This window comes from Thermomonas sp., from assembly GCF_029945965.1.
Lineage (GTDB): Bacteria > Pseudomonadota > Gammaproteobacteria > Xanthomonadales > Xanthomonadaceae > Thermomonas.
The window spans coordinates 22,202-43,524 of the sequence record NZ_JAQSDO010000005.1 but is presented as its reverse complement, the minus strand read 5'-3'; the positions used below and the strand labels follow the sequence as shown (position 1 = coordinate 43,524).

At 63.7% G+C, this 21,323-nt stretch carries 18 protein-coding genes and 2 pseudogenes; 2 read left to right on the top strand and 18 right to left on the bottom strand.

Going from position 1 to position 21,323, the window contains the following annotated elements; genetic code table 11:
- Positions 1-41 precede the first annotated feature (41 nt).
- From PSV05_RS01155 to PSV05_RS01105, 11 genes and pseudogenes are all read right to left on the bottom strand, one after another.
- Positions 42-1,715, bottom strand: coding sequence for a BatD family protein (locus PSV05_RS01155; RefSeq protein WP_300060244.1), 1,674 nt, complete (start codon positions 1,713-1,715; stop codon positions 42-44).
- Positions 1,712-3,595, bottom strand: coding sequence for a VWA domain-containing protein (locus PSV05_RS01150; protein ID WP_300060241.1), 1,884 nt, complete (start codon positions 3,593-3,595; stop codon positions 1,712-1,714). Before PSV05_RS01150 ends, PSV05_RS01155 begins: the two co-directional genes overlap by 4 nt.
- Positions 3,592-4,608 carry a VWA domain-containing protein gene (locus PSV05_RS01145; RefSeq protein WP_300060238.1) on the bottom strand — a complete coding sequence of 339 codons (1,017 nt, stop codon included), beginning with the start codon at positions 4,606-4,608 and terminating at the stop codon, positions 3,592-3,594. The genes PSV05_RS01150 and PSV05_RS01145 overlap by 4 nt, the downstream gene beginning before the upstream one ends.
- Positions 4,605-5,030, bottom strand: a complete 426-nt coding sequence (locus tag PSV05_RS01140) for a DUF4381 domain-containing protein (protein WP_300060236.1) — start codon at positions 5,028-5,030, stop codon at positions 4,605-4,607. Before PSV05_RS01140 ends, PSV05_RS01145 begins: the two co-directional genes overlap by 4 nt.
- Positions 5,031-5,053: 23 nt before the next feature.
- Positions 5,054-5,983, bottom strand: coding sequence for a DUF58 domain-containing protein (locus PSV05_RS01135; RefSeq protein WP_300060233.1), 930 nt, complete (start codon positions 5,981-5,983; stop codon positions 5,054-5,056).
- An 8-nt stretch (positions 5,984-5,991) separates the two neighbouring features.
- Positions 5,992-6,984, bottom strand: a complete 993-nt coding sequence (locus tag PSV05_RS01130; protein ID WP_300060230.1) for a MoxR family ATPase — start codon at positions 6,982-6,984, stop codon at positions 5,992-5,994.
- A 140-nt stretch (positions 6,985-7,124) separates the two neighbouring features.
- Entirely contained in the window at positions 7,125-9,104 is a 1,980-nt protein-coding gene (locus tag PSV05_RS01125; RefSeq protein ID WP_300060227.1) for a type IV pilus secretin PilQ family protein, read from the bottom strand.
- 15 nt (positions 9,105-9,119) lie between these two features.
- Positions 9,120-9,551 (bottom strand): annotated as a pseudogene (locus tag PSV05_RS01120) (pilus assembly protein PilP); the annotation flags it as partial.
- Between the two features lie 100 nt (positions 9,552-9,651).
- Positions 9,652-10,326, bottom strand: coding sequence for a type 4a pilus biogenesis protein PilO (gene pilO / locus PSV05_RS01115; RefSeq protein WP_300060224.1), 675 nt, complete (start codon positions 10,324-10,326; stop codon positions 9,652-9,654).
- Positions 10,327-10,391: 65 nt separating this feature from the next.
- Positions 10,392-10,949 (bottom strand): annotated as a pseudogene (locus PSV05_RS01110) (PilN domain-containing protein); the annotation flags it as partial.
- Positions 10,949-12,007 carry a pilus assembly protein PilM gene (locus PSV05_RS01105; RefSeq protein ID WP_300060220.1) on the bottom strand — a complete coding sequence of 353 codons (1,059 nt, stop codon included), beginning with the start codon at positions 12,005-12,007 and terminating at the stop codon, positions 10,949-10,951. The gene PSV05_RS01105 and the pseudogene PSV05_RS01110, both read right to left, overlap by 1 nt.
- A gap of 241 nt (positions 12,008-12,248) precedes the next feature.
- Here PSV05_RS01105 and PSV05_RS01100 point away from each other — a divergent pair, with 241 nt between their 5' ends.
- Positions 12,249-14,765 (top strand): penicillin-binding protein 1A, encoded by a 2,517-nt coding sequence (locus tag PSV05_RS01100; protein WP_300060218.1) that lies wholly within the window; start codon positions 12,249-12,251, stop codon positions 14,763-14,765.
- Positions 14,766-14,894: 129 nt separating this feature from the next.
- Positions 14,895-15,527 carry a hypothetical protein gene (locus PSV05_RS01095; RefSeq protein ID WP_300060331.1) on the top strand — a complete coding sequence of 211 codons (633 nt, stop codon included), beginning with the start codon at positions 14,895-14,897 and terminating at the stop codon, positions 15,525-15,527.
- On the opposite strand, the gene PSV05_RS01090 is transcribed toward PSV05_RS01095, so the two are convergent.
- The 7 genes from PSV05_RS01090 to PSV05_RS01060 form a co-directional block, all read right to left on the bottom strand.
- Entirely contained in the window at positions 15,509-16,870 is a 1,362-nt protein-coding gene (locus PSV05_RS01090; RefSeq protein ID WP_300060215.1) for a HAMP domain-containing sensor histidine kinase, read from the bottom strand. The two genes, PSV05_RS01095 and PSV05_RS01090, sit on opposite strands and share 19 nt — an antisense overlap.
- A gap of 10 nt (positions 16,871-16,880) precedes the next feature.
- On the bottom strand, positions 16,881-17,594 hold the full coding sequence (locus tag PSV05_RS01085) for a response regulator transcription factor (RefSeq protein ID WP_300060212.1): 714 nt from the start codon (positions 17,592-17,594) through the stop codon (positions 16,881-16,883).
- Between the two features lie 67 nt (positions 17,595-17,661).
- A complete protein-coding gene (locus tag PSV05_RS01080) occupies positions 17,662-17,892 on the bottom strand; it encodes a hypothetical protein (protein WP_300060209.1) in 231 nt (76 codons plus the stop codon).
- A 66-nt stretch (positions 17,893-17,958) separates the two neighbouring features.
- Positions 17,959-18,222 carry a hypothetical protein gene (locus tag PSV05_RS01075; RefSeq protein ID WP_300060206.1) on the bottom strand — a complete coding sequence of 88 codons (264 nt, stop codon included), beginning with the start codon at positions 18,220-18,222 and terminating at the stop codon, positions 17,959-17,961.
- A gap of 178 nt (positions 18,223-18,400) precedes the next feature.
- Complete coding sequence (locus PSV05_RS01070) at positions 18,401-19,690, bottom strand: citrate synthase (RefSeq protein WP_300060203.1); 1,290 nt, start codon at positions 19,688-19,690, stop codon at positions 18,401-18,403.
- Positions 19,691-19,929: 239 nt separating this feature from the next.
- Positions 19,930-20,175 (bottom strand): type B 50S ribosomal protein L31, encoded by a 246-nt coding sequence (locus PSV05_RS01065; protein ID WP_300060200.1) that lies wholly within the window; start codon positions 20,173-20,175, stop codon positions 19,930-19,932.
- A 175-nt stretch (positions 20,176-20,350) separates the two neighbouring features.
- Positions 20,351-21,289 carry a nucleoside hydrolase gene (locus PSV05_RS01060; protein ID WP_300060197.1) on the bottom strand — a complete coding sequence of 313 codons (939 nt, stop codon included), beginning with the start codon at positions 21,287-21,289 and terminating at the stop codon, positions 20,351-20,353.
- Between the last annotated feature and the right edge of the window lie 34 nt (positions 21,290-21,323).

The following is a 21,323-nucleotide window of genomic DNA, read 5'->3' as shown; positions in this document are numbered from 1 at the left end:
GTCGTTTCCCGGTAAGCCGGCGAGCTTAGCAAACGACGGGGTCAGGACTGCGGATACAAAGGCGGTAACAGTGCTTTGGCCTGACGATTCTTCCGGCGCAGGCGCAGGCCTTTGCCGAAGGCAGCCCGCAACGAGGCAAGCGCCGCGGTCGCGTCGCCACTTCCCCAGCGCGCAGCCTGCAATCGGCCCACCGCGGCGACTTGGCCGGCATCGTCCAATTGCATGCGCAGCGTATCCAGGTCGTCGCCGGGCAGGCCCGCTGCGTTGCAGAGCGCTTCGGCGATACCGGCAAGCCCACCTGCCTTGAGCGCATCAGCCAACGACAGTGCTTTAGGCGCTGCGCCAATCGTGGTCGGTGGGGTCACGGCGAGGGCATCTACCCGGGTTTTCCGATGCCGTGCGAACCACCATCCGCCCAGCAACACGGCAAGTCCAAGCATCGCTGCCAGCCACGGCAGTACCTGCCTGAAACCGGCAAAGGCTTGCGCCACCGGCGACTTCCTGTCCTGCCGTGCTGCAATGCCTGTGGTCGGTTGCGAAGCGCCAGTAGCGTCTGCAGCCACAGTCGCAGCTCCCGGTGCAACCTGCAGCGTCAACGGCGGCAACGTGGCAGTGCGCGCAACGCCTTGCGTGGCATCCCACCAGTCAACGCTCGGTCCTGCCAGGCTCAGCGTTCCGGCATGCAACGGCACGATGGAAATCCGCAGGCGCAATGTGGCCCGCGGACGTCCATCGACCAATTGCACATCGGTTTGCGGCGGATCGGCGAATACCTGCGCATCCTTCGTTGGCGGAAATACCAGCGCCGGCAACTGGCTGGCGCTGGCACCGTCAGCGATCATTTCCAATTCGACGGTTGCTGCAACACCCGCGCGCGCCTGCTTGGGGTCCTGCACATAGCGCAACCGCAAGTCACGCAAGGGCAGCCATGGCTGCGGCGCATTGGCCGGGATCTTTTGTACCTGCAGCAGCTTGGCCGGCGCCGCGGCAGACAACGGCTTGCGACCATCGCCGAATGCGCCGTCGAAGAAATCGCTCACCGACTGCCCGTTGAAACGTGCGCCGGGAATCAGCAAGTCGCCGCTGCGTTCGGGGATCAGCAGGTAGCGGCGTTCGATCACGCTGTAGCGGCGACCGTCGATTTGCCGCTGGTAACGCAGGTCTTCACCGACCTGCTGCAGGCTGGTGCCGGGTGGCTGGTCCTGGTCCAACTGGCCAGACAACAAGTTCACCCCGACAAACAGCCGCACCACCATGCCAACCGCCTGCTGCACGTAAGGGTGGTCGGCATCGACCTCGGTTTCCACGAAGGCATCGGCATCGCTGCTGGCTTTTTGCACCGAAGCAGGCATGATCGTCATCCGCAGCGGTTCAGTGCTGGAATTGCCGACGCGTAACGCCGGCACCGTGACTACGCCGGGTCCGCGCGGGCGGATGCCGACCGCGAACAGCGAATGCGTGCTGGATTTCCCGTTTACCCGTTCGAAACTACGGCGCACGGTCTGCCCGGCGATCTCGAAGTTCGCGGCCAGCGGCGCATAGTCGATCTGCTGAACGGAGCTGTCGGTCTCGATGTTGAGGGTGGCAGTCTCGCCGTAGGTCACCTGTTCGCGATCCAGCCATGCACGCGTCTGCGCGAATGCAGGCAGCGTGCATGCCAACAACATCAGTGCAATGCATGCGTGTATCCACGCCTGGCGCAGGTTCGCGCTCACGGCCCTTCATCCAGCTGCTGTCGGCGCTGGTATTCGAGCCGGAACCTTGCCCGCAGCAGCGCACCGGGATCGTCGGGAACGCGTTGCAACTGCGCCTGGTTGGCGAGGCGGCGCTCGCGCTGTTCGGCGGTCTCGGATTGTGCTTTGGTCTGTTTACCGGGCTTGTCTGCCGGTGTCTGTTTGCCTAGAGCCTCCTGCATGCGCTTGCGTTGTGCGGCATCGGCATCAGCCTGCGACTTCGCATCCTGTGGTTGCGGCGCATCCTGTTTCGATGGCGACTGCCCAGGCTTGGACGGATCGACTTGTTGATCCTGTTTACCGGGCTGCGCCTGCCCTTGCTTCGGCTGCGAATCCTGGCCGCCCTCGCCGTGCTGGTCTTGCTGTTTGTCGTCCTGTTTGCCTTGCGGCTTGTCTTGTTGCTCGCCTTGCCCTGGCTTCTGCTGCTTGTCCTGCTGCGAGTTTTTCTGCTTGTCCTGCTGCGACTTGCCATCCGGTGGCGGCTTGCGCTTGCGTGCGGCCTCGACTGCTCTGCGGTTTTCAACCGCATCACGCATTTCGGGCTGCAGTTTGAGCGCGCGATCATAAGCGGCAATCGCATCATCCAGGCGCCCAGCCTGTGCCAGCGCATTGCCCAGGTTGTACTGCGCATCGGCACCGTGCAGATCCGAAAAATGCTCGATCGCTTGTTTGTAATTTTTCTCGCGATAGGCCTCGATGCCTTGCTGCATGCCCGCGTAATCCAGCTGGTCGCTGCGCTTCCACAGTTTGCTCGTGGATGGGCCCGTGACCTGTGCCTTCTGTGCCTGGGGTGCACTTGCCTGCGCGGCAGGGCCTGTCTGAGCCCGTGCCGGTACCGGTGACAGCGGCAACAGCACTGCAAGCACGAGTATCCCCGCCGCCATCATGCCGGCGCCGCGGCGGAATAGCGGCAACGCCAGCAGCATGACCAGCGGCAGCAGCCAAAAACCGCCATCGCGCCAGCTGGCGATTTTTTCGCCACGTGCTGCGGCGCCACTATCAGCTTGCGGATCCAGCACGCCCAATGCGCGCAAGTCTGCATCATCGACGGTCAGCGTCTGGTAGCTGCCACCACCACTACTGGCCAGCCTCTGCAGGCTTGCAGCATCCAGCCGCGCCTGGCCCAAGCCGGCGCCGGTATCGAACGTGCCGCCCTGCGCCGTGCCAAGGCCCAATGCCGACACCCGGTAGCCGGCCAGATGTGCCTTGGCCGCGACGCCCACCGCCGCTGCATCGGCATGATCAGTAAGCAGCAGGATCTCGCCATTGGCGAAGCCGGCCTGTTGCAACAGGTTGCGTGACCATGCGATCGCACGATCCGCGCGCTTGCCGTCTTCGGGCATCACATCCGGGCTCAGGGCATCCAGGAACAAGGCGACATTGGCCGCGTCTTCGGTCAACGGCGCGACCGTGTAGGCATCGCCTGCATACGCGACCAAGGCGACCTGGCCGCCCGCACGTTCGCGCAGCAATGTCGCGAGTTTCGCGCGTGCCTGCGGCAGGCGCGAAGGCGGCAGGTCACTGGCAAGAATGCTGCTGGAAAGATCAAGCGCAACCACCAGAGGCGCCTTGCTTTGCCACAACGGCTGCTCGTCCTTCTGCCAGGCCGGCCCGGCCATCGCCAGTACTGCGATCACCGCGGCGAGCAGGCCCAACCATCGCGTCCACGCGCGAGATGACGTGGCGACATCACCTACCAGCAGATGTGGCAGCAGGTGCGCGTCGACATTGGACTGCCACGGGTTGGCGCGCATCGCATCGACACGCCACCACCATGCAATGGCGGGCAACAGCAACAGTCCAAGCAGCCACCAGGGCCGCAGGAAATGTAGTTGGGCGATGCTGGCCAGCAAGGCGTTCATCGACGTCGCCCCAACACCAGCACAAGCAAGCCGAGCGACAGTGCTGCTCCCAGCGGCAGCGGATATCGCTCGATCTTCGGGCGTACCGCACGGCCCTGCCGTTGTAACGGTTCGAGCTTGTCGATTTCAGCATAGATGCCGGCCAGGTCGTCGGTGTCGCGCGCACGGAAGAACCGGCCACCCGTCAACGCAGCGATGCGCCGCAAGCCGGCCTCGTCAACATCATCGCCACCCATGGGCAACTGGAAACCGAACACCGACATGCTGCTGCCATTGCCACCGAACGCGATCGCGTGGATGCGCACACCACTGTCTCGTGCAATCTTGGCGGCCTTTTCAGGATCCAGCGTGCCAGCGGTGTTCACGCCGTCGGTAAGCAGGATCAGGACGTGCTGTTTCGAAGAACCATTCGCATGTTCTTTCGGCTGAAGCCGTTTGGTTGCCAGCGCGATGGCATCGCCAATCGCGGTTGCGCGCCCGGCCAGCCCGACCACGCTGTCGCCAAGCTGGTCGCGCACGCTGTCGCGATCCAGGGTCAGCGGAGTCAGCGCAAAGGCGCGTTCGCCAAACACGATCAACCCAACCCGATCGCCTGCGCGACGGTCGAGGAAATCGGACAGCACGGCCTTGGCCGCGGTCAGCCGATCAACCATGCGACCACCGAGCTGCATGTCTTCTTCGCCCATGCTCGCCGACAGGTCGACCGCCAGCATCAAGTCACGACCCACTTGTGGCGGCGCAATCGGCGGGCCGAGTTGCTGCGGGCGCGCGGCAGCAATACACAGCAGGCACCAAGCCAGGAATGCCAGCCAGCGGAACCCATGCACCCGCACCGCCCCATCGCCGGCGGCAGCAATGCGCTGCACGCGATCAGCCCACGGCACCCGCAGTGCGGCACCGCTATTCTTGCGTGCAGGCACCAGCACATGCACCAGCAAGGGCAGCGGCAAGGCTGCGAGCAACCATGGCCAGGCGAACCCTTCAATCGACAACATCGCCAGCAACGCACTCATCGCCGCTGCATCCACAGCAGGTAGCGCCGCCGCGCCAATATGCGTAACGCAGCGACGTCGCCCTCGGCCACGTCAGCGCGAAAACCGCCGTCACGCAACAGCGCACCCGCGCCGCTGCTGAACGGCTGGCCCGGCAAGCCGTCATCGAGGAAACACAGCCATTCCTCGCCTTCCAGCCGGTCCGCAGCGGGATCGCGACGGCGAGCGGCGCGGCGCAGGAGTTCCGACATCGCTGCGACCTGCTGCGACGGGGTTTCGGCGCGATCGACGGCTTCATCGAACAAGCGCAGCAGCGCGGCTTGGCGACGACGCTTGCGCAGCAGCCAGCCAACAAGCACGGCAACGCCAATCAAAATGATCGCCGCCAGCAGCCACCACCCAGGCGCAGGCGGCCACCAGCTGGGTGTGATGCCTGGATGCATGTCGTTCAATTTCAATGGCGCGATCATTTTCCAGCGACCATGCGCGGGCGTTCGAGCAGGGGCAGCCAGGCATCGCTGTCGTCAGCGCTGGACAGCTCCATCGCGCGCGCGCCACGACTGCGCAGCAAGGCGAGCGTGGTTTCCACCGGCACTGTAAATTCCTGCCGCCAACGCTGCCGGGTCACCGCGGCATCCAATCCAAGCTCTGTGCGCTGGCCAGTGGCCGATGCGAACGGCAAGCGTGCCTTCGGCGGTTGTTGTTCAATCGGATCGGTCAACAGCAACACCACCAGCTCGTGGTGCATCGCCAGTGCTGGCCAGGTCTGTGGCGCTATCGCGCCAACGCTCGCGGGATCTGCCAGCACCACGATGCGCGAACCGGGACGCAGCAGGCGCCTGGCGTGGTCGAGCGCCGTCGCCAGTCCGGCGTCATTCTCGGGGGGACGCGCATACCAGCGCACTAGCGCGTCCAGCACACGCAATGCACCGCGTGGGCCGGACGCGGGTGCGACCGGCGCTTCCCGTGACGAGCCACGCAGCGCTGCGATGCGGTCGCCATCGCGTACCGCCATCCATGCCGCCAGCGCACCGGCACGCGCTGCCTGCACCGACTTGAAACGCACGCGTGTGCCGAAATAAAGCTCCGGCGCGGTATCAGCCACGATCAGGCTCAGGCGTTCGCGTTCGGTCTGGAACAACTTGGTATGCGTGCGGCCACTGCGCGCAGTCAGCCGCCAGTCGATGTGGCGTGCGTCGTCGCCCTGCGCGTATTCACGCGACTCCGCGTATTCCATCCCGCGTCCACGCAGGCTGGACAGGGCATGCCCCTGCACACCGTGCTGGCCACGCCGCGCGCCACGCCGCCCCTGCACCAATGCCTGCAGGGCAATGAGTTCGGACAACGTCGGCAGGATTCCGGTTGCCGCGTCCGTTGGCTGGCGTGCCTGCTCCATCACCAGGCTCAGGGCAGCGGAACCCGCTGCAGCAATTCGCCGACCAGGCGGTCACCATCCCAACCTTCGGCTGTGGCCTCGTAGCTCGGCAATACGCGATGGCGAAGCACGTCCGGGGCTACTGCACGCACGTCCTCGGGCGTCACAAAGTCGCGGCCTGCCAGCCACGCGCGCGCGCGCGCGCATCGTTCCAGTGCGATCGAGCCACGCGGACTTGCACCCCAGGCGATACGCCGACCCAGGGCGGCGTCATAACGGCTGGCATCACGCGATGCCAGCACCAGCTCAATCAGGTACCGCTCCAGCGAAGGCGCCAGGTGCAGGTCGAGCACAGCCGTGCGCGCGGCGAATACATCCGCAAGCGGCATGCGCTGGATTTCGCGAGGTGCGGGCTGCAATGCCTGGCGGGCGCGCTCACGGGCCAGGCGCAGGATTTCGGTTTCTGCTTCGACCTGCGGATAGCCGATGCGCACATGCATCAGGAAACGATCGAGTTGCGCTTCGGGAAGCGGAAACGTGCCTTCCTGCTCGATCGGATTCTGGGTGGCCATGACCAGGAACAGCGCCGGCAGCGGATAGGTCTGGCGTCCAACGGTGACCTGACGTTCCCCCATCGCCTCCAGCAGCGCCGATTGCACCTTGGCCGGGGCACGGTTGATCTCGTCCGCAAGCAGGATCGGATGGAAGATCGGGCCAGGCTGGAATTCGAAGCGACCATCCTGTGGGCGCCAGACCTCGGTGCCGGTGAGGTCGGCAGGCAGCAGGTCGGGGGTGAACTGGACACGGGCGAAATCGGCATCCAGGCGGGACGCCAATACGCGGATCGCAGTGGTCTTGGCCAGTCCGGGCGCGCCCTCGACCAGCAGATGACCATCTGCCAGCAACGCAATCAGCAGCCGTTCGATCAGGGCAGACTGCCCGACGATTTCGGTTGCAAGGTCCTCGCCCAGCGCAGTGAATGAGGCATGCAGGCGTGAAGTATCGACGGTTGGGGTATCCATGGGTTCCTCAGCTCTTTCTGGCCTATTCGACCATGATTGACCGTAAAGGTTCGTCGCGAGCCAGGCGCGGACTTGATCCTGCGCCCCAAATGCATCGGGGGCCTTGCGGCCCCCGATGTGGATTACTTGTCGCCGATGACTCAGTTGCGCTGGGCGACGCGCATGACCTTGGGGGTCACGAAGATCAGCAACTCCGCCTTGGTCTTGGTGCGGTTCTTGTTGCGGAACAGGTTGCCGATGAACGGGATGTCCCCCAGGAACGGCACCTTCGCGATGTCCGTGCGGTCGCTGAACTCGTATACGCCACCGATAACCACAGTCTGGCCATCCTCGATAAGCACGGCGGTATTGACTTCACGCTTGGCGATCTGCGGCACCTGTCCGAAAGCACCTACACTGATGAAGCCATCCAGCTCGTCCTTCTTGATCGCAAGGTTCAGGAACACGCGTCCGTCATTGGTGATGGTGGGGGTCACCTTGAGTTCAAGCAGGGCTTCCTTGAACTGCACCGTCGGGATGGAGCCGCTCTGGCCGCCAGTTACGGTCAAGTAACCGATTTCCTTGCCCTGGCGGATCACCGCCTCCTTCTGGCTGCTGGTGACGATGCGCGGGTTGGAGATGACTTCAGCACGGCCCTGCTCCTGGATGGCCGAAAGCTCCATGTCCAACGCATAGCCGGCATTCAGGATGGACAGCGCCAACGAGCCGGCCGGATTCTGCAGAGTGGCTGGCAGGTTCGACATCAGGCCACGGGTGATTGACGGCAGGATTGGCGGATTGGGCGGAGTGGTGCTGTTGTTGTTCAGATTGTTTGCATTGGCGAGCGAGTTCTGCGTCAGGATGTTGTTCTCGATACTGTTGCTGAAGTAGCCCTTGCCACTATTTGCGCTACCCGAGATCCCGAACCTGGCCCCCAGTTCACGGGCCACACTTTCATTGGCAATCACGATCCGCGCCTCGATCACCACCTGGTCAACCGGCTTGTCCAGCTTGTTCACCAAGTCGTGGATGTTGGCGACGCGCTCAGGGATGTCGATCACCAACAACGTATTGGTGCGCTTGTCGAAGCTGATGCTGCCGCGCTGGGACAGGAAGCCGCGATCCAGTTGGCCGCCATTGGCCCCGCCGCCGCCTTGGCCTCCACCCTGCTGGCTGCCTTTGGCACCCTCGGTCAGCAGGTTGGCGATGTCTTCTGCATTGGCATAGTTCACCGGGATGTATTCGGTGACCTTTTCGGCACGCTGTTCCAGATTGATGCGCGCGTCTTCCTTGTCCTGCTCGAATTGCGCGATTTCCTTCTGTGGGGCGACCCAGACCACATTGCCACTACGACGCTTGTCCAGCGATTTGGCCTGCAGCACGATGTCCAGCGCCTGATCCCACGGCACATTGATCAAGCGCAAGGTCACGTTGCCCTGTACGGTGTCGGCGGCAACGATATTGAGGTTGGATTCCTCGGCAATCAGTTGCAGCACAGTCCGGACCGGCACGTCCTGGAAGTTGAAGGTCACCGCCTTGCCGCTGTAGTGGACATCGGAGGTGCTGCTGGTCGCGCCCATCGACGCGGCGCCCATGGCAGGAGCACCTGCGCGTGCCTTGGTGGCCACCGGTGCCGCACGCGGTACAACTTCCACGATGTATTCGTTGCCACTCTGGTACGCCATCGACTCGAAGGTGCCCTTGGTATTGAGCACAAGTTGCGCGCCATTGCTGGTCGCCCTCGCATCGATGCGTTGAACTGGCGTCGCGAAATCAGTGACGTTGATCGGGCGCTGCAGCGATGCCGGTAACTGCGCATTGCCGATATCAACCACCACGCTGGAACCCATGTTGCGCAGGTCTGGCGCGGCACCTTCCCCGCTGAAGCGCAGGATCAACTTGCCGGAGCCGCCATCGCCACGCTTGAAGTCGATTGCGGACACGGTCACCGCGCCTGGCAGGCGCTTGGCGGGATCCGCCATGGCTCCGGTCGCGGATTGCCCCATTGTCACGGTGGCAGTGGATACCGGTAGTGCGCCGGCGGTCGCGGCATACAGGCCCAGCGCGACCCCGATCGCACAGGCGCGAAGGGACAAGGGGCGCCGGACAGGCCGCTGGCTCTTGGCGTTGGTGACGATCATCGGTCTATCCCCTAATCAATTGTCTTCGAGCGCAATGGTCGCAGGCCGTTCCAACCAGCCACCCGCGCCATCCGGAACCAGTTCGATCAATTCGACCCGGTCTTCATACACGGCGGTTACCCGCCCATCACTCTGCCCCAAGTACACGCCTGGGCGCACCCGATAGGTCACCTTGTCAGGCGCCATTACCAGCGCAACCGCGCCAGCACCGAGACCGATGGTGCCCACCATGTTGAGGCTATCCAGCGGGAACTGCTCCAGCGTCTGCTTGCGCCGGCCTGGATCAGGCCGCGGGCCACTGCTGTTCGCACCATTGAACTCCTCGCTGAAAGGATCGCGAAGATTCTGCGCGGCATACTCAAACGTCTCGAACTGCTGCATCACCGGCAATGGAGTAAGCGGGGGCGCCGGACGTGCCTTGACCTCGGCCACCCATTTCTGCAAATCGTTGTTGCCACCGGCACAGGCAGCCAGCGCGGCGCAAACCGCCATGACTGCTATCAGATGCAAGGATGGACGGCGATTGCGGATGTGATCAGTGCGCATCTCAGCCACCTCCCTTCGCGGGTGCCGCAGCGGGCGTTGCGGCTGTAGCCTGGTCGGCAGACTCTTCCTCATCCAGGTAACGATAGGTCTTGACCGTGCCGGATAGCTCCAGCGGGCTGTTCGGACCAATCCTGCCACCAGTGGTGTCCACAGGCTTCAGCGAGATGTCGTGCATGGTCATGATCACCACGCGCGGCAATGATGCGACGCCACTGACGAACGCACCGAACTGGTGATAGGTACCCACCATGCGTAGCGCGATTGGCTTCTCCGCATAGAACTCCTTCGGAGTTTCCGGACCAGGCTGGAAAAGCTCATTGTTGATGCCAGTCGCCAGCGCGGTCTGTGAAATGTCGACGATCAGGTCGGGCATTTCGGTCTTGCTGGGCAGCTGGCGCAGCATCTGCTGCAACTGCTGTTCCATCTGGGCCAGTTGCTGCTTCAACGGTTCCAGGTTTGCCGCGCGACCCTGCTTGGTTTCGAACTCGGTACGCAAGTCGCTTTCCTGACCCTGCAGAGTTTCGAGCTCCGTGCGCTTGTCGCTGACGAACAGCCACCAGGCAAGGGCGATAATCAGCAGGGAAAGGAGTGCGCAGAAACCGATCTTGGCGTTCTGCGGCCACGAGCCGATGTTGTTGATATCCAGTTCACGCAGGCTGAGCTGTTTGTTGCTCACGATGAGGTTCCTCCTGCTGCTGGTGTGGCACTGGCAGGTGCGGCGGCAGGCTTGCCGGCATCCTCGCCTTCCTTGGGCGCATTCGGATTGACCAGCTTGACCTTGAGATTGAACTCATACGGCAGACCAGGATTGCCAGCCTTGGCCTCGATGATATTGAGGTCAGGCTTGCTCATCCAACCCGATCCCTCCAAGGTGCGCATATAAGTACTGACGCGCGCATTGGACTGGGATCGGCCAGTGAGGGTCAGGATGTCGCCCTCCTGCTTGATCGCGCTCAACGTCACGCCATCAGGAATGGTACGCACCAGTGAATCGAACAGGTGCACCATCTGCGAACGATTGGCCTGTAGCTGTTCGATCACTTCCTTTCGGGCAAGCAGCCGGTTCTTCTTCTGGTCGAGTTCGGTGATCTCTTTGATCTGTCCGTCAACCTTGGTGATTTCGGCGTGCAGATACTGGTTTCGTGAATTCTGGCTGCCGATCCGGCCGTTGTAGTAGCTGACGATCAGGAACGAAACCAGCACGCCGGCCAGCGCCGCCAGCCCAAGCATTCCGTAGAAATCTTTCTGGCGGAGCTTTCGGCGTTCTTCACGCCACGGGAGGAGATTGATCTTGGCCATCAGTCGAAGCTCCTCAGTGCGAGCCCGCAGGCAATCATCAACGCAGGAGCATCCTGCGCCAGTGCATGTGCCTGCACGCGTGGCCCGAGCGTCATGTGCGCCAACGGATTAGCCACGGTCGTCGAGACGCCGAGCTGCTCCTCGACCATTTCGGAGATGTTGGGGATCGAGGCGCAACCGCCTGCCAGTACCACGTGGTCGACGCGGTTGAACTCGCTGCCGGCGTAGAAGAACTGCAGCAGGCGACTGACCTGTTGCACCATCGCCTCCTTGAACGGATCCAGCACCTCGATCTCGTAACTTTCCGGCAGGCCGCCCTGGCGCTTGGCCAAGCCAGCCTCTTCATAGCTGAGGCTGTAACGACGCATGACCTCGTCGGTCAGCTGCTTGCCGCCGAACACCTGTTCCCGGGTGTAGATGCTGCGACCGCCCCGCAGGACGTTGAGCGTGGTCATCGTCGCGCCCACATCGACCAGCGCCACCAGTCCGTCGCGAGGCACGTTAAGCGATCCCGCCATCAGCGCGAAGGCATTCTCGATGGCAAAGGCCTCGACATCGATCACCTTTGCGGTCAGGCCGCCCAGTTCCAGGGCCGAGGCGCGCACTTCGACGTTCTCCGAACGCGACGCCGCCAGCAGGACCTGCACCATCTCATTGTTGCCCGGCATCGGACCGAGCACCTCGAAGTCGAGGTTCACTTCCTCGATCGGGTACGGGATGTAGTTGACGGCCTCCAGCTCGACCTGCGACTCCATGTCGTCCTCGTCGAGGTCGGCCGGCATCGGCATCGTCTTGGTGATCACCGAGGATCCGGAAACCGCGGCCGCGGCATGCTTGACCCGCGTACCCGAGCGTGCAACCGCACGCCGGATCGCCTCGCCAACGGCCTCGACCTCGACCAGGATCTTGTCGACCACTGCATTCGGTGGCAGTGGCTCGACGGCATAATGCTCGACCCGATAACGGTCTCCCGTGCGGGATAGCTGCAAGAGCTTGACCGCGGTCGAACTGATGTCAACGCCGATCAACGGCGGCTGCGATTTCGTTACCAGACCCACGGTATCTCCCCTTCCCACGGGCGCTTACGCGCACTTGGTGCTTCAGTACATGAATAACGGACTTTTCACACATTGGCAACCCATTTGACAAATCGCCACTGTCCAAACCACCGCATTCGCCCCGTACCTGCATCCATTCAACGACTATAACCGTGGAAACCGGCCGCCCCCCGCAGCCCGTTCATGACGGAGGCCTACTCTATACTCCGCGACCACGCCTGTCGCAATCGGAAGTTGTGCAATGCCCCGCCTCCCCCGCCCCCTACGCTGGATTTTGCTGGGCTCTGTCACACTTGCGCTGATCGGCGCCATTACCGCCGGAATCCTGGTTTATGTAGTCTCTGCGCGGCTGCCGGACGTGCAGTCCCTGCGCAACATCGAGCTGCAGGAACCAATGTATGTCTATGCGCGCGATGGCCGCCTGATAGGCCTGTTCGGCGAGATGCGCCGGTATCCGGTGGATATCCGGGACGTGCCGCCACGGGTCAAGCAGGCGTTCCTGGCCGCCGAGGACGCGAATTTCTACGAGCACCATGGAGTGGACTTCACCGGCGTGGCGCGTGCGGTCTGGTTGCTGGCCAAGACTGGTGGGCAGGAGCGCGTTGCCGGCGGCTCAACCATTACCCAACAGGTCGCCAAGCAGTTTTTCCTCAGCTCCGAGTACAGCTTCCGGCGCAAATTCGCCGAAATGCTGCTGGCGATGAAGATGGAGCGCGAACTGAGCAAGGACGAAATCCTTGGCCTGTACCTCAACAAGAGCTTCTTCGGCAATCGCGCCTACGGTGTGGCCGCGGCCGCCGAGTACTACTACGGCAAGAAACTCGATGAACTGAGCCTGGACGAGATCGCCACCCTGGCAGGCACGCCCAAGTTCCCGTCCAGCGGCAACCCGCTGGATAATCCGGAGCGCAATCGCGAACGCCGCGATCACTACATCCTGCCGCGGATGGCCGAACTAGGCTTCGTCAGCGCCAGCGAGGCAGCGGCCGCCAAGACAGTACCGATGCACGCTGCGCCGCACGAGCGCACGATCGAGGTGCATGCGCCATACGTCGCAGAGATGGTCCGCCAGGAAATGATCGCCCGCTTTGGTGGCGATGTGCTGAGCAAGGGTTACCACGTCACCACCACCATCGACCCCGACCTGCAGGCCGCCGCGGTCAGCGCGATCATCGAAGGTCTGCGCGTCTACGACCATCGCCATGGCTGGCGCACGCCCGAGCAGAAGGTGGAGCTCGACGATGGCATGGATGCGAAGGCGATCGCCGCCAAGCTGCGCAGGATCCCACCGCAGGGCGGGTTGTTGCCTGCGGTCGTGACCGGCAGCAGCAGCGCCGGACTGCAGGTGGTGCTGGCCGATGCCAGCCAACTGACCCTCGGCAGCGCCGCAACCGGCTGGACCGGAAAATCGATCGCTTCGCTCGCACAACGCGGCGATGTCGTGCGCGTCCGGCGCGACACTGGCAGCAAGTCCGACGCCGAGCCGACCTGGGTACTGGACCAGTTGCCGCGTGCGCAAACCGCGCTGGTTTCGCTGGATGCCGACACTGGTGCGCTGCGCGCGCTGGTCGGCGGGTTCAGCTACGCCGGCAGCAAGTTCAACCGCGCCACCCAAGCCCGTCGACAACCTGGATCGAGCTTCAAGCCGTTCCTGTACGCCGCCGCGTTCGAGCGCGGCTTCAACCCGGCGTCGATCGTGCTGGACGCACCGGTGGTGTTCAAGGATCGCCGCGGCCACATGTGGCGCCCGCAGAACGACAGCGGCAACTTTGCCGGGCCGATGCGCCTGCGCGAAGCCCTGGTGCAGTCGCGCAACCTGGTCTCGGTGCGCCTGCTGGACGCGATCGGGGTGGACTATGCGCGCCGTTACATCAGCCATTTCGGCTTCGATGAGGCCAGCCTGCCGCCCAACCTGTCGATGTCGCTGGGCTCTGCCTCGCTGACCCCGCTTTCGGTGGCGCGCGGCTATACCGCCTTCGCCAATGGCGGTTTCCTGACCACGCCGTATTTCATCGAAAGCATCCGCGACCGCGATGGCAAGGAAGTCTTCAAGGAAAACCCACCCACCGCCTGCCCGCAATGCACGGTGGTACAGCAGCCCGGACAAGCCGCCGCGACGGTAGCGCAAACCGAGGTGGCCGGATTCGACCTCAGCCCGACCGCCAGCGCGCCAGCAGCCATCGCAACTGCTTCCAGCGCGGGTACCAGCAAAGCAACCGCTAGCGCGACACCAGCCCCAGCCAAGCCGATCAATCCGGACATGGTGGTCGCGCCCCGTGCGATCGATCCACGCGTCGCCTTCCAGATGCAATCGATGATGCGCGACGTGGTTCGTCGCGGCACCGCCACCGCAGCCAGGGTATTGGGCCGTGACGACGTTGGCGGCAAGACCGGCTCGACCAATGACCACCGTGACGCCTGGTTTTCCGGCTTCGGCGGGCCGTACGTGACCACGGTCTGGGTCGGTCGCGACGATTTCCGCTCGCTTGGCTACCGCGAGTACGGTGGCAAGGCAGCGCTGCCGATCTGGATCAACTTCATGCGGGTCGCGCTCAAGGACCAGCCGGAACGCAATCCCGATCCGCCCGCTGGCATGGTCCAGGTGAGCGTCAGCGCCGGCGGCAAGCTGCTGCCCGGGGCTAACGGCAGCGTGGTCGAGTGGGTCAAGGCCGAGGACCTGGATCGGATGGAAAGCTATACCGAGCCCGACGTCGACCCGAATGCGCAGCCGGACGAGGAAGCGTTCGACATTTTCTGATCGCTTCCAGGTTCACGCCCAGCCCGTCCGTGGATGCATGCGGGCGGGCGCTCCGGTACAGTTCATCCAAGCCGGTTCCGGGGATGCACGATGCCGAACACCCGCCAGCACACCAAGCTCCACGCGCACATGCATGCGCAGACCCGCACCCGCGAACGCCGCCAGCAGCTGGCCCACGAAGCCGCCCGGCTGATGGCCGAAGGCGGCATCCGCGACTACCACCTGGCCAAGCTCAAGGCCGCGCAACGGCTGGGCATCCATGACGATGCCTCGTTGCCGCGCAATCGCGAGATCGAAGAGGCCTTGCGCGAATACCAGCGACTGTTCCTGGGCAGTGACCAGGCTTTCGAGGTGCGCCGTCGGCGCGAGGCAGCAGTGAATGCGCTGGAATTCTTCCGCGATTTCGAACCGCGGCTGGTCGGCGCCACCCTCGAGGGCACCGCCGATGGCAATTCCGAGGTCGCCCTGCAGTTGCATTGCGACGATGCCGATGCCGTGCCGCGTTGGCTGGATGAGCACGGCATCCCGACGCAATCGCACAGCCGCCACTTGCGCCTGGATCGCCAGCGCGAAGCCGACTTCCCGGTATGGCTGTTCAGCGCCGAGGACCTGAGCTTCGACCTGACCGTGCTGCCGGCCGATGTGGTGCGCCAGGCACCTCTATCAGGCGTCGATGGCAAACCGATGCGACGCGCATCGCTGGCGCAACTGCGCGTACTCCTCGCGGATGAGGAAATCGCCGGCTACGAAGCCTCGCCCTGAACTGACGCCGCCGGAATTACGACCACGACACACAACCCGGGCTGGTTGTCGTGTAGTTCAACCCGACCGCCGTGACGGGTCGCGATCGCACGCACCAGGCTCAATCCCAAACCATTGCCTGGCGTCCCACGATGCGGCTCCAGGCGCTGGAAGCGATCAAACACCCGGTCACGCTCATCCGCCGTGATTCCCGGGCCATGGTCGGCGATTTCAAGCCTCACGCCATCCTCGGTCGTGCAAGTCCGCACGCGGATGCTGGCGCCCGCAGCGGCATACTTCATCGCGTTGTCGAGCAGGTTCACCACCAGTTGGAACAACTGGTCCGGGTCCCCCACCAGCAAGGCCGGCGCCGTCTCGATATCGACCTGCATGCCGATGTCCACCGCACCCGGCGCGTACAGCTCGACCGCATCGCTGGCGATGCCGGCAAGATCAACCACGCTGCCGTCGGTTGGCCCCTGCCCCTCGATCCGCGATAGCCGCAGCAAGGCGGCAAACGTCTGCAGCAACGCGTCGGTTTCGACGATGGCGGCATCGATCAGGGCCGGTGCGCTGCTATTGCCGCTGGCGGCATGCAGCGCTTCCAGCCGTTGGCGCAAGCGCGTCAATGGGGTGCGCAGGTCATGCGCGATGTGGTCGGTGGCCTCGCGGACTCCATCCATCAGCGCATCAATCCGGTCGAGCATGACATTCAGGCGCGCACCGACGCGGTCGAACGGATCGCCGCTGCCATCGGCCGGCACCCGCAACCCATGCTCGCCCCCTGCGATCCTGCGGGCGGTTTCATCCAGCTGGCGTAGCCGCCTGCCGACCCATAGCGAAGTCAGCCAGCCCACCAGCAAGCCAAGCACGACTGCCACCGCCAGCGCGAGCAGGACCGAGCGCTGCATGATCGCGAGGAAACCGTCTTCGGCACGCAAGCGCATGCCCGCGACCAGCCACTGGCCACGGCCCAGCGGGGCAAGCTTGGCCAGCACGCGTGGATGAGCCGGATCGACCGGATCGCGAAACCGGACCCAGCCTGCCCGGTGTGCAAGCGCCACACCGACATCGTCACCGGCCAGCAGCGTTCCGCGTGAATCGATCACCGCGTACAGCAGGTCGGCATCATCCGGGTCGGTCACGCGCGTGCGCACTTCCGACAGCAAGGCAGCAGTGCCTGCCCGCTGCCGCAGGTCGAGCAATTCGGCGACATCGGAAGCCACGAACTCGCGGGTGTCGTGGTCCAGGTTGGCCAACACCGAGCTGTAGATTCCCGCGCCCAGCAGCAGGAAGGCCGCCAGAAAGGCCATTGAAACCGCCAGTACCAATCGCGTGCTGGTGGATTGCAGTCGCGGGTGCATGCCGGCGCGCCTAGTCGCCGAGCCGGTAGCCGACGCCGCGCACCGTCTGCAGCAACGGCCGTGCGAAGCCCGCATCAATCTTCTGCCGCAACCGGCTGACATGCACGTCGATGATGTTGGTCTGCGGGTCGAAGTGATAGTCCCAGACCGCTTCCAGCAACATCGTCCTGGTTACCGCGCGGCCGGGATGGCGCATCAGGTACTCCAGCAACCGGTATTCGCGTGGTTGCAATGCAATCTTCCTGCCGTCGCGGGTGACTTCATGGCGAAGCAGGTCCAGCACAAGGTCTGCCACCACCAACTTCCCGGATCCAGCGGTGGCGTCTCCTGCCCGCCGCACGATTCCATCCAACCGGGCGCTGAGCTCCGTGTAGGCGAATGGCTTGGCGAGATAATCGTCGCTGCCGGCACGCAGGCCCTCGACCCGGTGGTCGACATCGCCCAAGGCGCTCAGCAACAGCACTGGTGTGCGGTTGCCGGCACCGCGCAGGGTACGCAGCAACGTCAGTCCATCCAGCCCCGGCAGCATCCGGTCCAGCACGATCACATCGTAGGTTTCGGTCGTCGCAAGGAACAACCCGTCCTTGCCATTATCTGCATGGTCGACGGCATGCCCTTCCTCGCGCAGGCCCTTGCCCAGGAATGCGGCGGTCTGCGGGTCGTCTTCCACCACCAGTACGCGCATCGCCAACTCCACTGGAACCTGCCGGGTAGTCTGGCGCATTGTCCGGCTTGCCGCAGATATGCAAACGCCCCGCCGATGGGCGGGGCGTTTGTCAAAACCGGCCGGATTACTTGGTCTTGCCCGGATCAGCCTTGGCCGAATCAGCCTTTGTGGCTGCCGCAGCCGAAGCCTTATGGACCTTATGGGCCTTCTGGGCCTTCTGGGCCTTCTGCGCCGCGGCTGGTGCCGCTGCGGTTGCCGCGGGGGCTGCAGGCTTCGCAGTGTCCTGGGTGGCGGCAACTGCCATGCCACTGGCGGCGAACATGGCGGCAACCAGCAGGATCGATGTGGTCTTCATGGTGAACTCCTGGGGAATGTAAGGATGTAGGAAAAAGAAGGGGAAGAGAGAAAACGTTTGGTCAGATCAGCTCTTGCAGGATGCAAACCGGCCCTTGGTGTCGCGGCAGGTCTGTTTCTTCGCCGTCGTGCCACAGGCCATGAAATGGCCCTTGGCATCACGGCATCGGGTCGCCGTCGCACCCGCTTTTTGCGGGGTCGCGGCAGGCTTGGCGGTGGCGGTGGCAGCGGGGGCGGCTGCCTGTATGGTCTTGGCCGGTATCGTGGGCGCAGCCATCGCAGCCGTGCCCCAAAGGCTGAGGGCAAGTACGACTGACATCAGGATGCGCATGCTGGGATCTCCTCGGTGGTGGCCACTCGACCGTGAGTGGGGTGGTACAGGGGCCACGTTAGGACAGTCAGATTTGCCGGGAGCTGTCCGCGACATTGCAGTTTGGCAATCTCTGGCCCCACAACGAAAACGCCCCGCAATGCGGGGCGTTTCTAGACTGCGGCGAATGCGCCGGCAATCAGCGCTGGCCAACTCCGACGTAGTCACGGTTCGCGTGACCGGTATAGATTTGGCGTGGACGGCCGATGCGATTCTCCGGATCGTTCTGCTGCTCAAGCCAGTGACTGACCCAGCCGGCGGTACGGGCGATGGCAAACATCACGGTAAACATTTCGGTCGGGATCTTCAGCGCCTTGTAGATGATGCCGCTGTAGAAATCGACGTTGGGATACAGCTTGCGCTGCACGAAGTAGTCGTCCTTGAGTGCGGTCTCTTCGAGCTTGAGCGCCACCTCCAGCAACGGATCGTCTACGCCCAATTCAGCCAGGACTTGGTGGGTCATCTCGCGGATGATCTTCGCGCGCGGGTCGAAGTTCTTGTAGACGCGATGGCCGAAGCCCATCAGGCGGAATCCGGATTCCTTGTCCTTGGCCTTGGCGATGGCGCTATCCACGTGCTTTGCATCGCCGATCTCGGCGAGCATCTTCAGGACTGCCTCGTTGGCGCCACCATGTGCCGGCCCCCACAGCGCGGCGATGCCCGCCGCCACCGACGCATACGGATTGGCACCGGTTGACCCGACCAGGCGCACGGTCGAGGTCGATGCGTTCTGCTCGTGATCGGCGTGCAGGATGAACAGCAGGTCCAGCGCCTTGGCGACCACTGGATTGATCTCCAGCGGCTCGCTTGGCACCTCGAACATCATGTGCAGGAAACGGTCGACGTAGCCAAGGCTGTTGCGCGGATAGCTCACCGGCCAACCAATAGAATAGCGATACGCTGCAGCAGCAATCGTGGGAACCTTCGCGATCAACCGGATCGCCGCCAGCCGGCGCTGTTCGGGATCCTCGAGGTCCAGCGTGTCATGGTAAAACGCAGACAGTGACGCAACCGAACCACAGAGCACCGCCATCGGATGGGCGTCGTAACGGAAGCCGCCAAGAAAATCCTTCAGCGACTCATGCATCATCGTGTGGTGGGTGACTTCGTTGTCGAACGCGGCGAACTCGGCCTGGTTCGGAAGTTCGCCGTTCATCAACAGATAGGCGACTTCAAGGAAGCTCGACTGCTTGGCCAGTTGCTCGATCGGATAGCCGCGATACAGCAACACGCCGGCATCGCCATCGATATAGGTGATCGCCGACTTGCAGCTGGCGGTGGCGCCGAAGCCCGGATCGTACGTAAAGCAACCGGTTTCCTTCGGAAGCTTGGCGATATCAACGCAGGGCTGGCCAAGCACCGGCTGGATTACCGGCAGGATCACCGACTTGTCGCCGGCGGTTAGGGTCATCTGATCGAGTTGCGACACGACGCGCTCCTGTAATTCGAACGGCACGGCTGCGGTCGCGCAAGACGACGGGCAAGCGGCGCTGGGGGTCGCGCATTATCGCACAGCGGATTTGAGCGGATGCTCGGTCGAAAGTACAGGTGGACGCCGGATAACCACCGCCCACGCGGTTCACGCGCTTGGTTACGGCTGCAGGATGGGAGGCCGGAAACGCAAACGGCCACCGCTGGGGTGGCCGTCAGGGCGACGCAGGCTCGCGCTTACTTGGCGGCGTAGCGCTTGCGGAACTTGTCCACGCGGCCGCCAGTATCCAGGATCTTGTGCTGACCGGTATAGAACGGGTGCGACGACGACGAGACTTCCACTTTGACCAGCGGATATTCGTTGCCGTCTTCCCACTTCACCGTTTCCTTGCTGCCAAGGGTCGAGCGGGTCAGGATCTTGAAATCGGAAGTCACGTCCTGGAAGACGACGTCACGGTATTCGGGGTGGATGCCGTCTTTCATGGCGTGGACCTGAATTGAAGCGGAAGAGAGCCGCGCATTATAGCGACCCTCGCCAGCGAGGTGCAAGCTTCACGTTTTGTTGTGACGGCGCGACTGGCCGGTATTCGCTACACGGCTCGAAATGCCGCTGCGCAGATCACCTAGTCGAGCGTGTCCGGCCAGCCCCACCGTCACATCACGAAGCGGCCAGTGCCGACTCCAGCAGCCGCTCGAAATGGCCTTGCTCGTAACGCATCAGGATTGCCGTATTGTCCGCACGGCCGCCCTGCCTGTTCCAGTCGATGACCGTGCTCCCGCGCGTGTGGCGTCCGTCGAGTTCCACCACAAGCGGACGCTCGAGCATCTCGACAACGCCGCCCGGCTCGAGCGCCAATGCCATCGCCAGCGCATCGGCGGCATGCCAGCGCTCGCCACGCCCGGCCCGCGACCAGGCCCGCGTATGCGTGGAGATCCCCGCATAGAAGCGCGCACGCGGCGAATCCGCCGCCAACCAGCGTTCCACATCGACATGCGGCAACCCATGCGCCAGCACGGCTTCCCAGTCGGCCAGTTCGATCCGCGGAAACGCGGCGAAGACCAGGTGCGCCGATTCCGGGTCGAAGGCGATGTTGAACTCGGCAGCCGCGGTGATATTGCCGTGCGCGCTCACCGCGCCGCCCATCACCACGCAGCGGGCGACACGTTGCGGCAGGGTCGGATCAAGCTTGAGCGCCAGCGCGATATTGGTCAGCGGGCCGAGCGCGACCAGCAACAGGCGGCCGGCGTGTTGGTGCGAGAGCCGCAGGATGGCCAATGCAGCATGTTCGGCCTCGGCCTGGCGCTTTGATGGCACATAGCCGGTATCGCCGAAACCGTCACGACCGTGCACATAGGCAGCGTCCAGCGCGGGATGCAGCAACGGAGCGTCCGCGCCGGCAAACACCGGCACGTCCACGCCGCAGACCTCGCACAGCTTCAGGGCATTGGCGACAGTGTGTTCCAGGCCGACATTGCCGGCAGCAATGGTCAACGCCACCAGCTCATGGCGTGTGTCGTTGAAGGCCATCAACAGGGCGAGCGCGTCGTCCACGCCCGGGTCGGTATCGATCAGCAGGGGAATTCGGTCATTTGTCATTCGCACATTATTGCTTCATCTCGACCCGTCATCG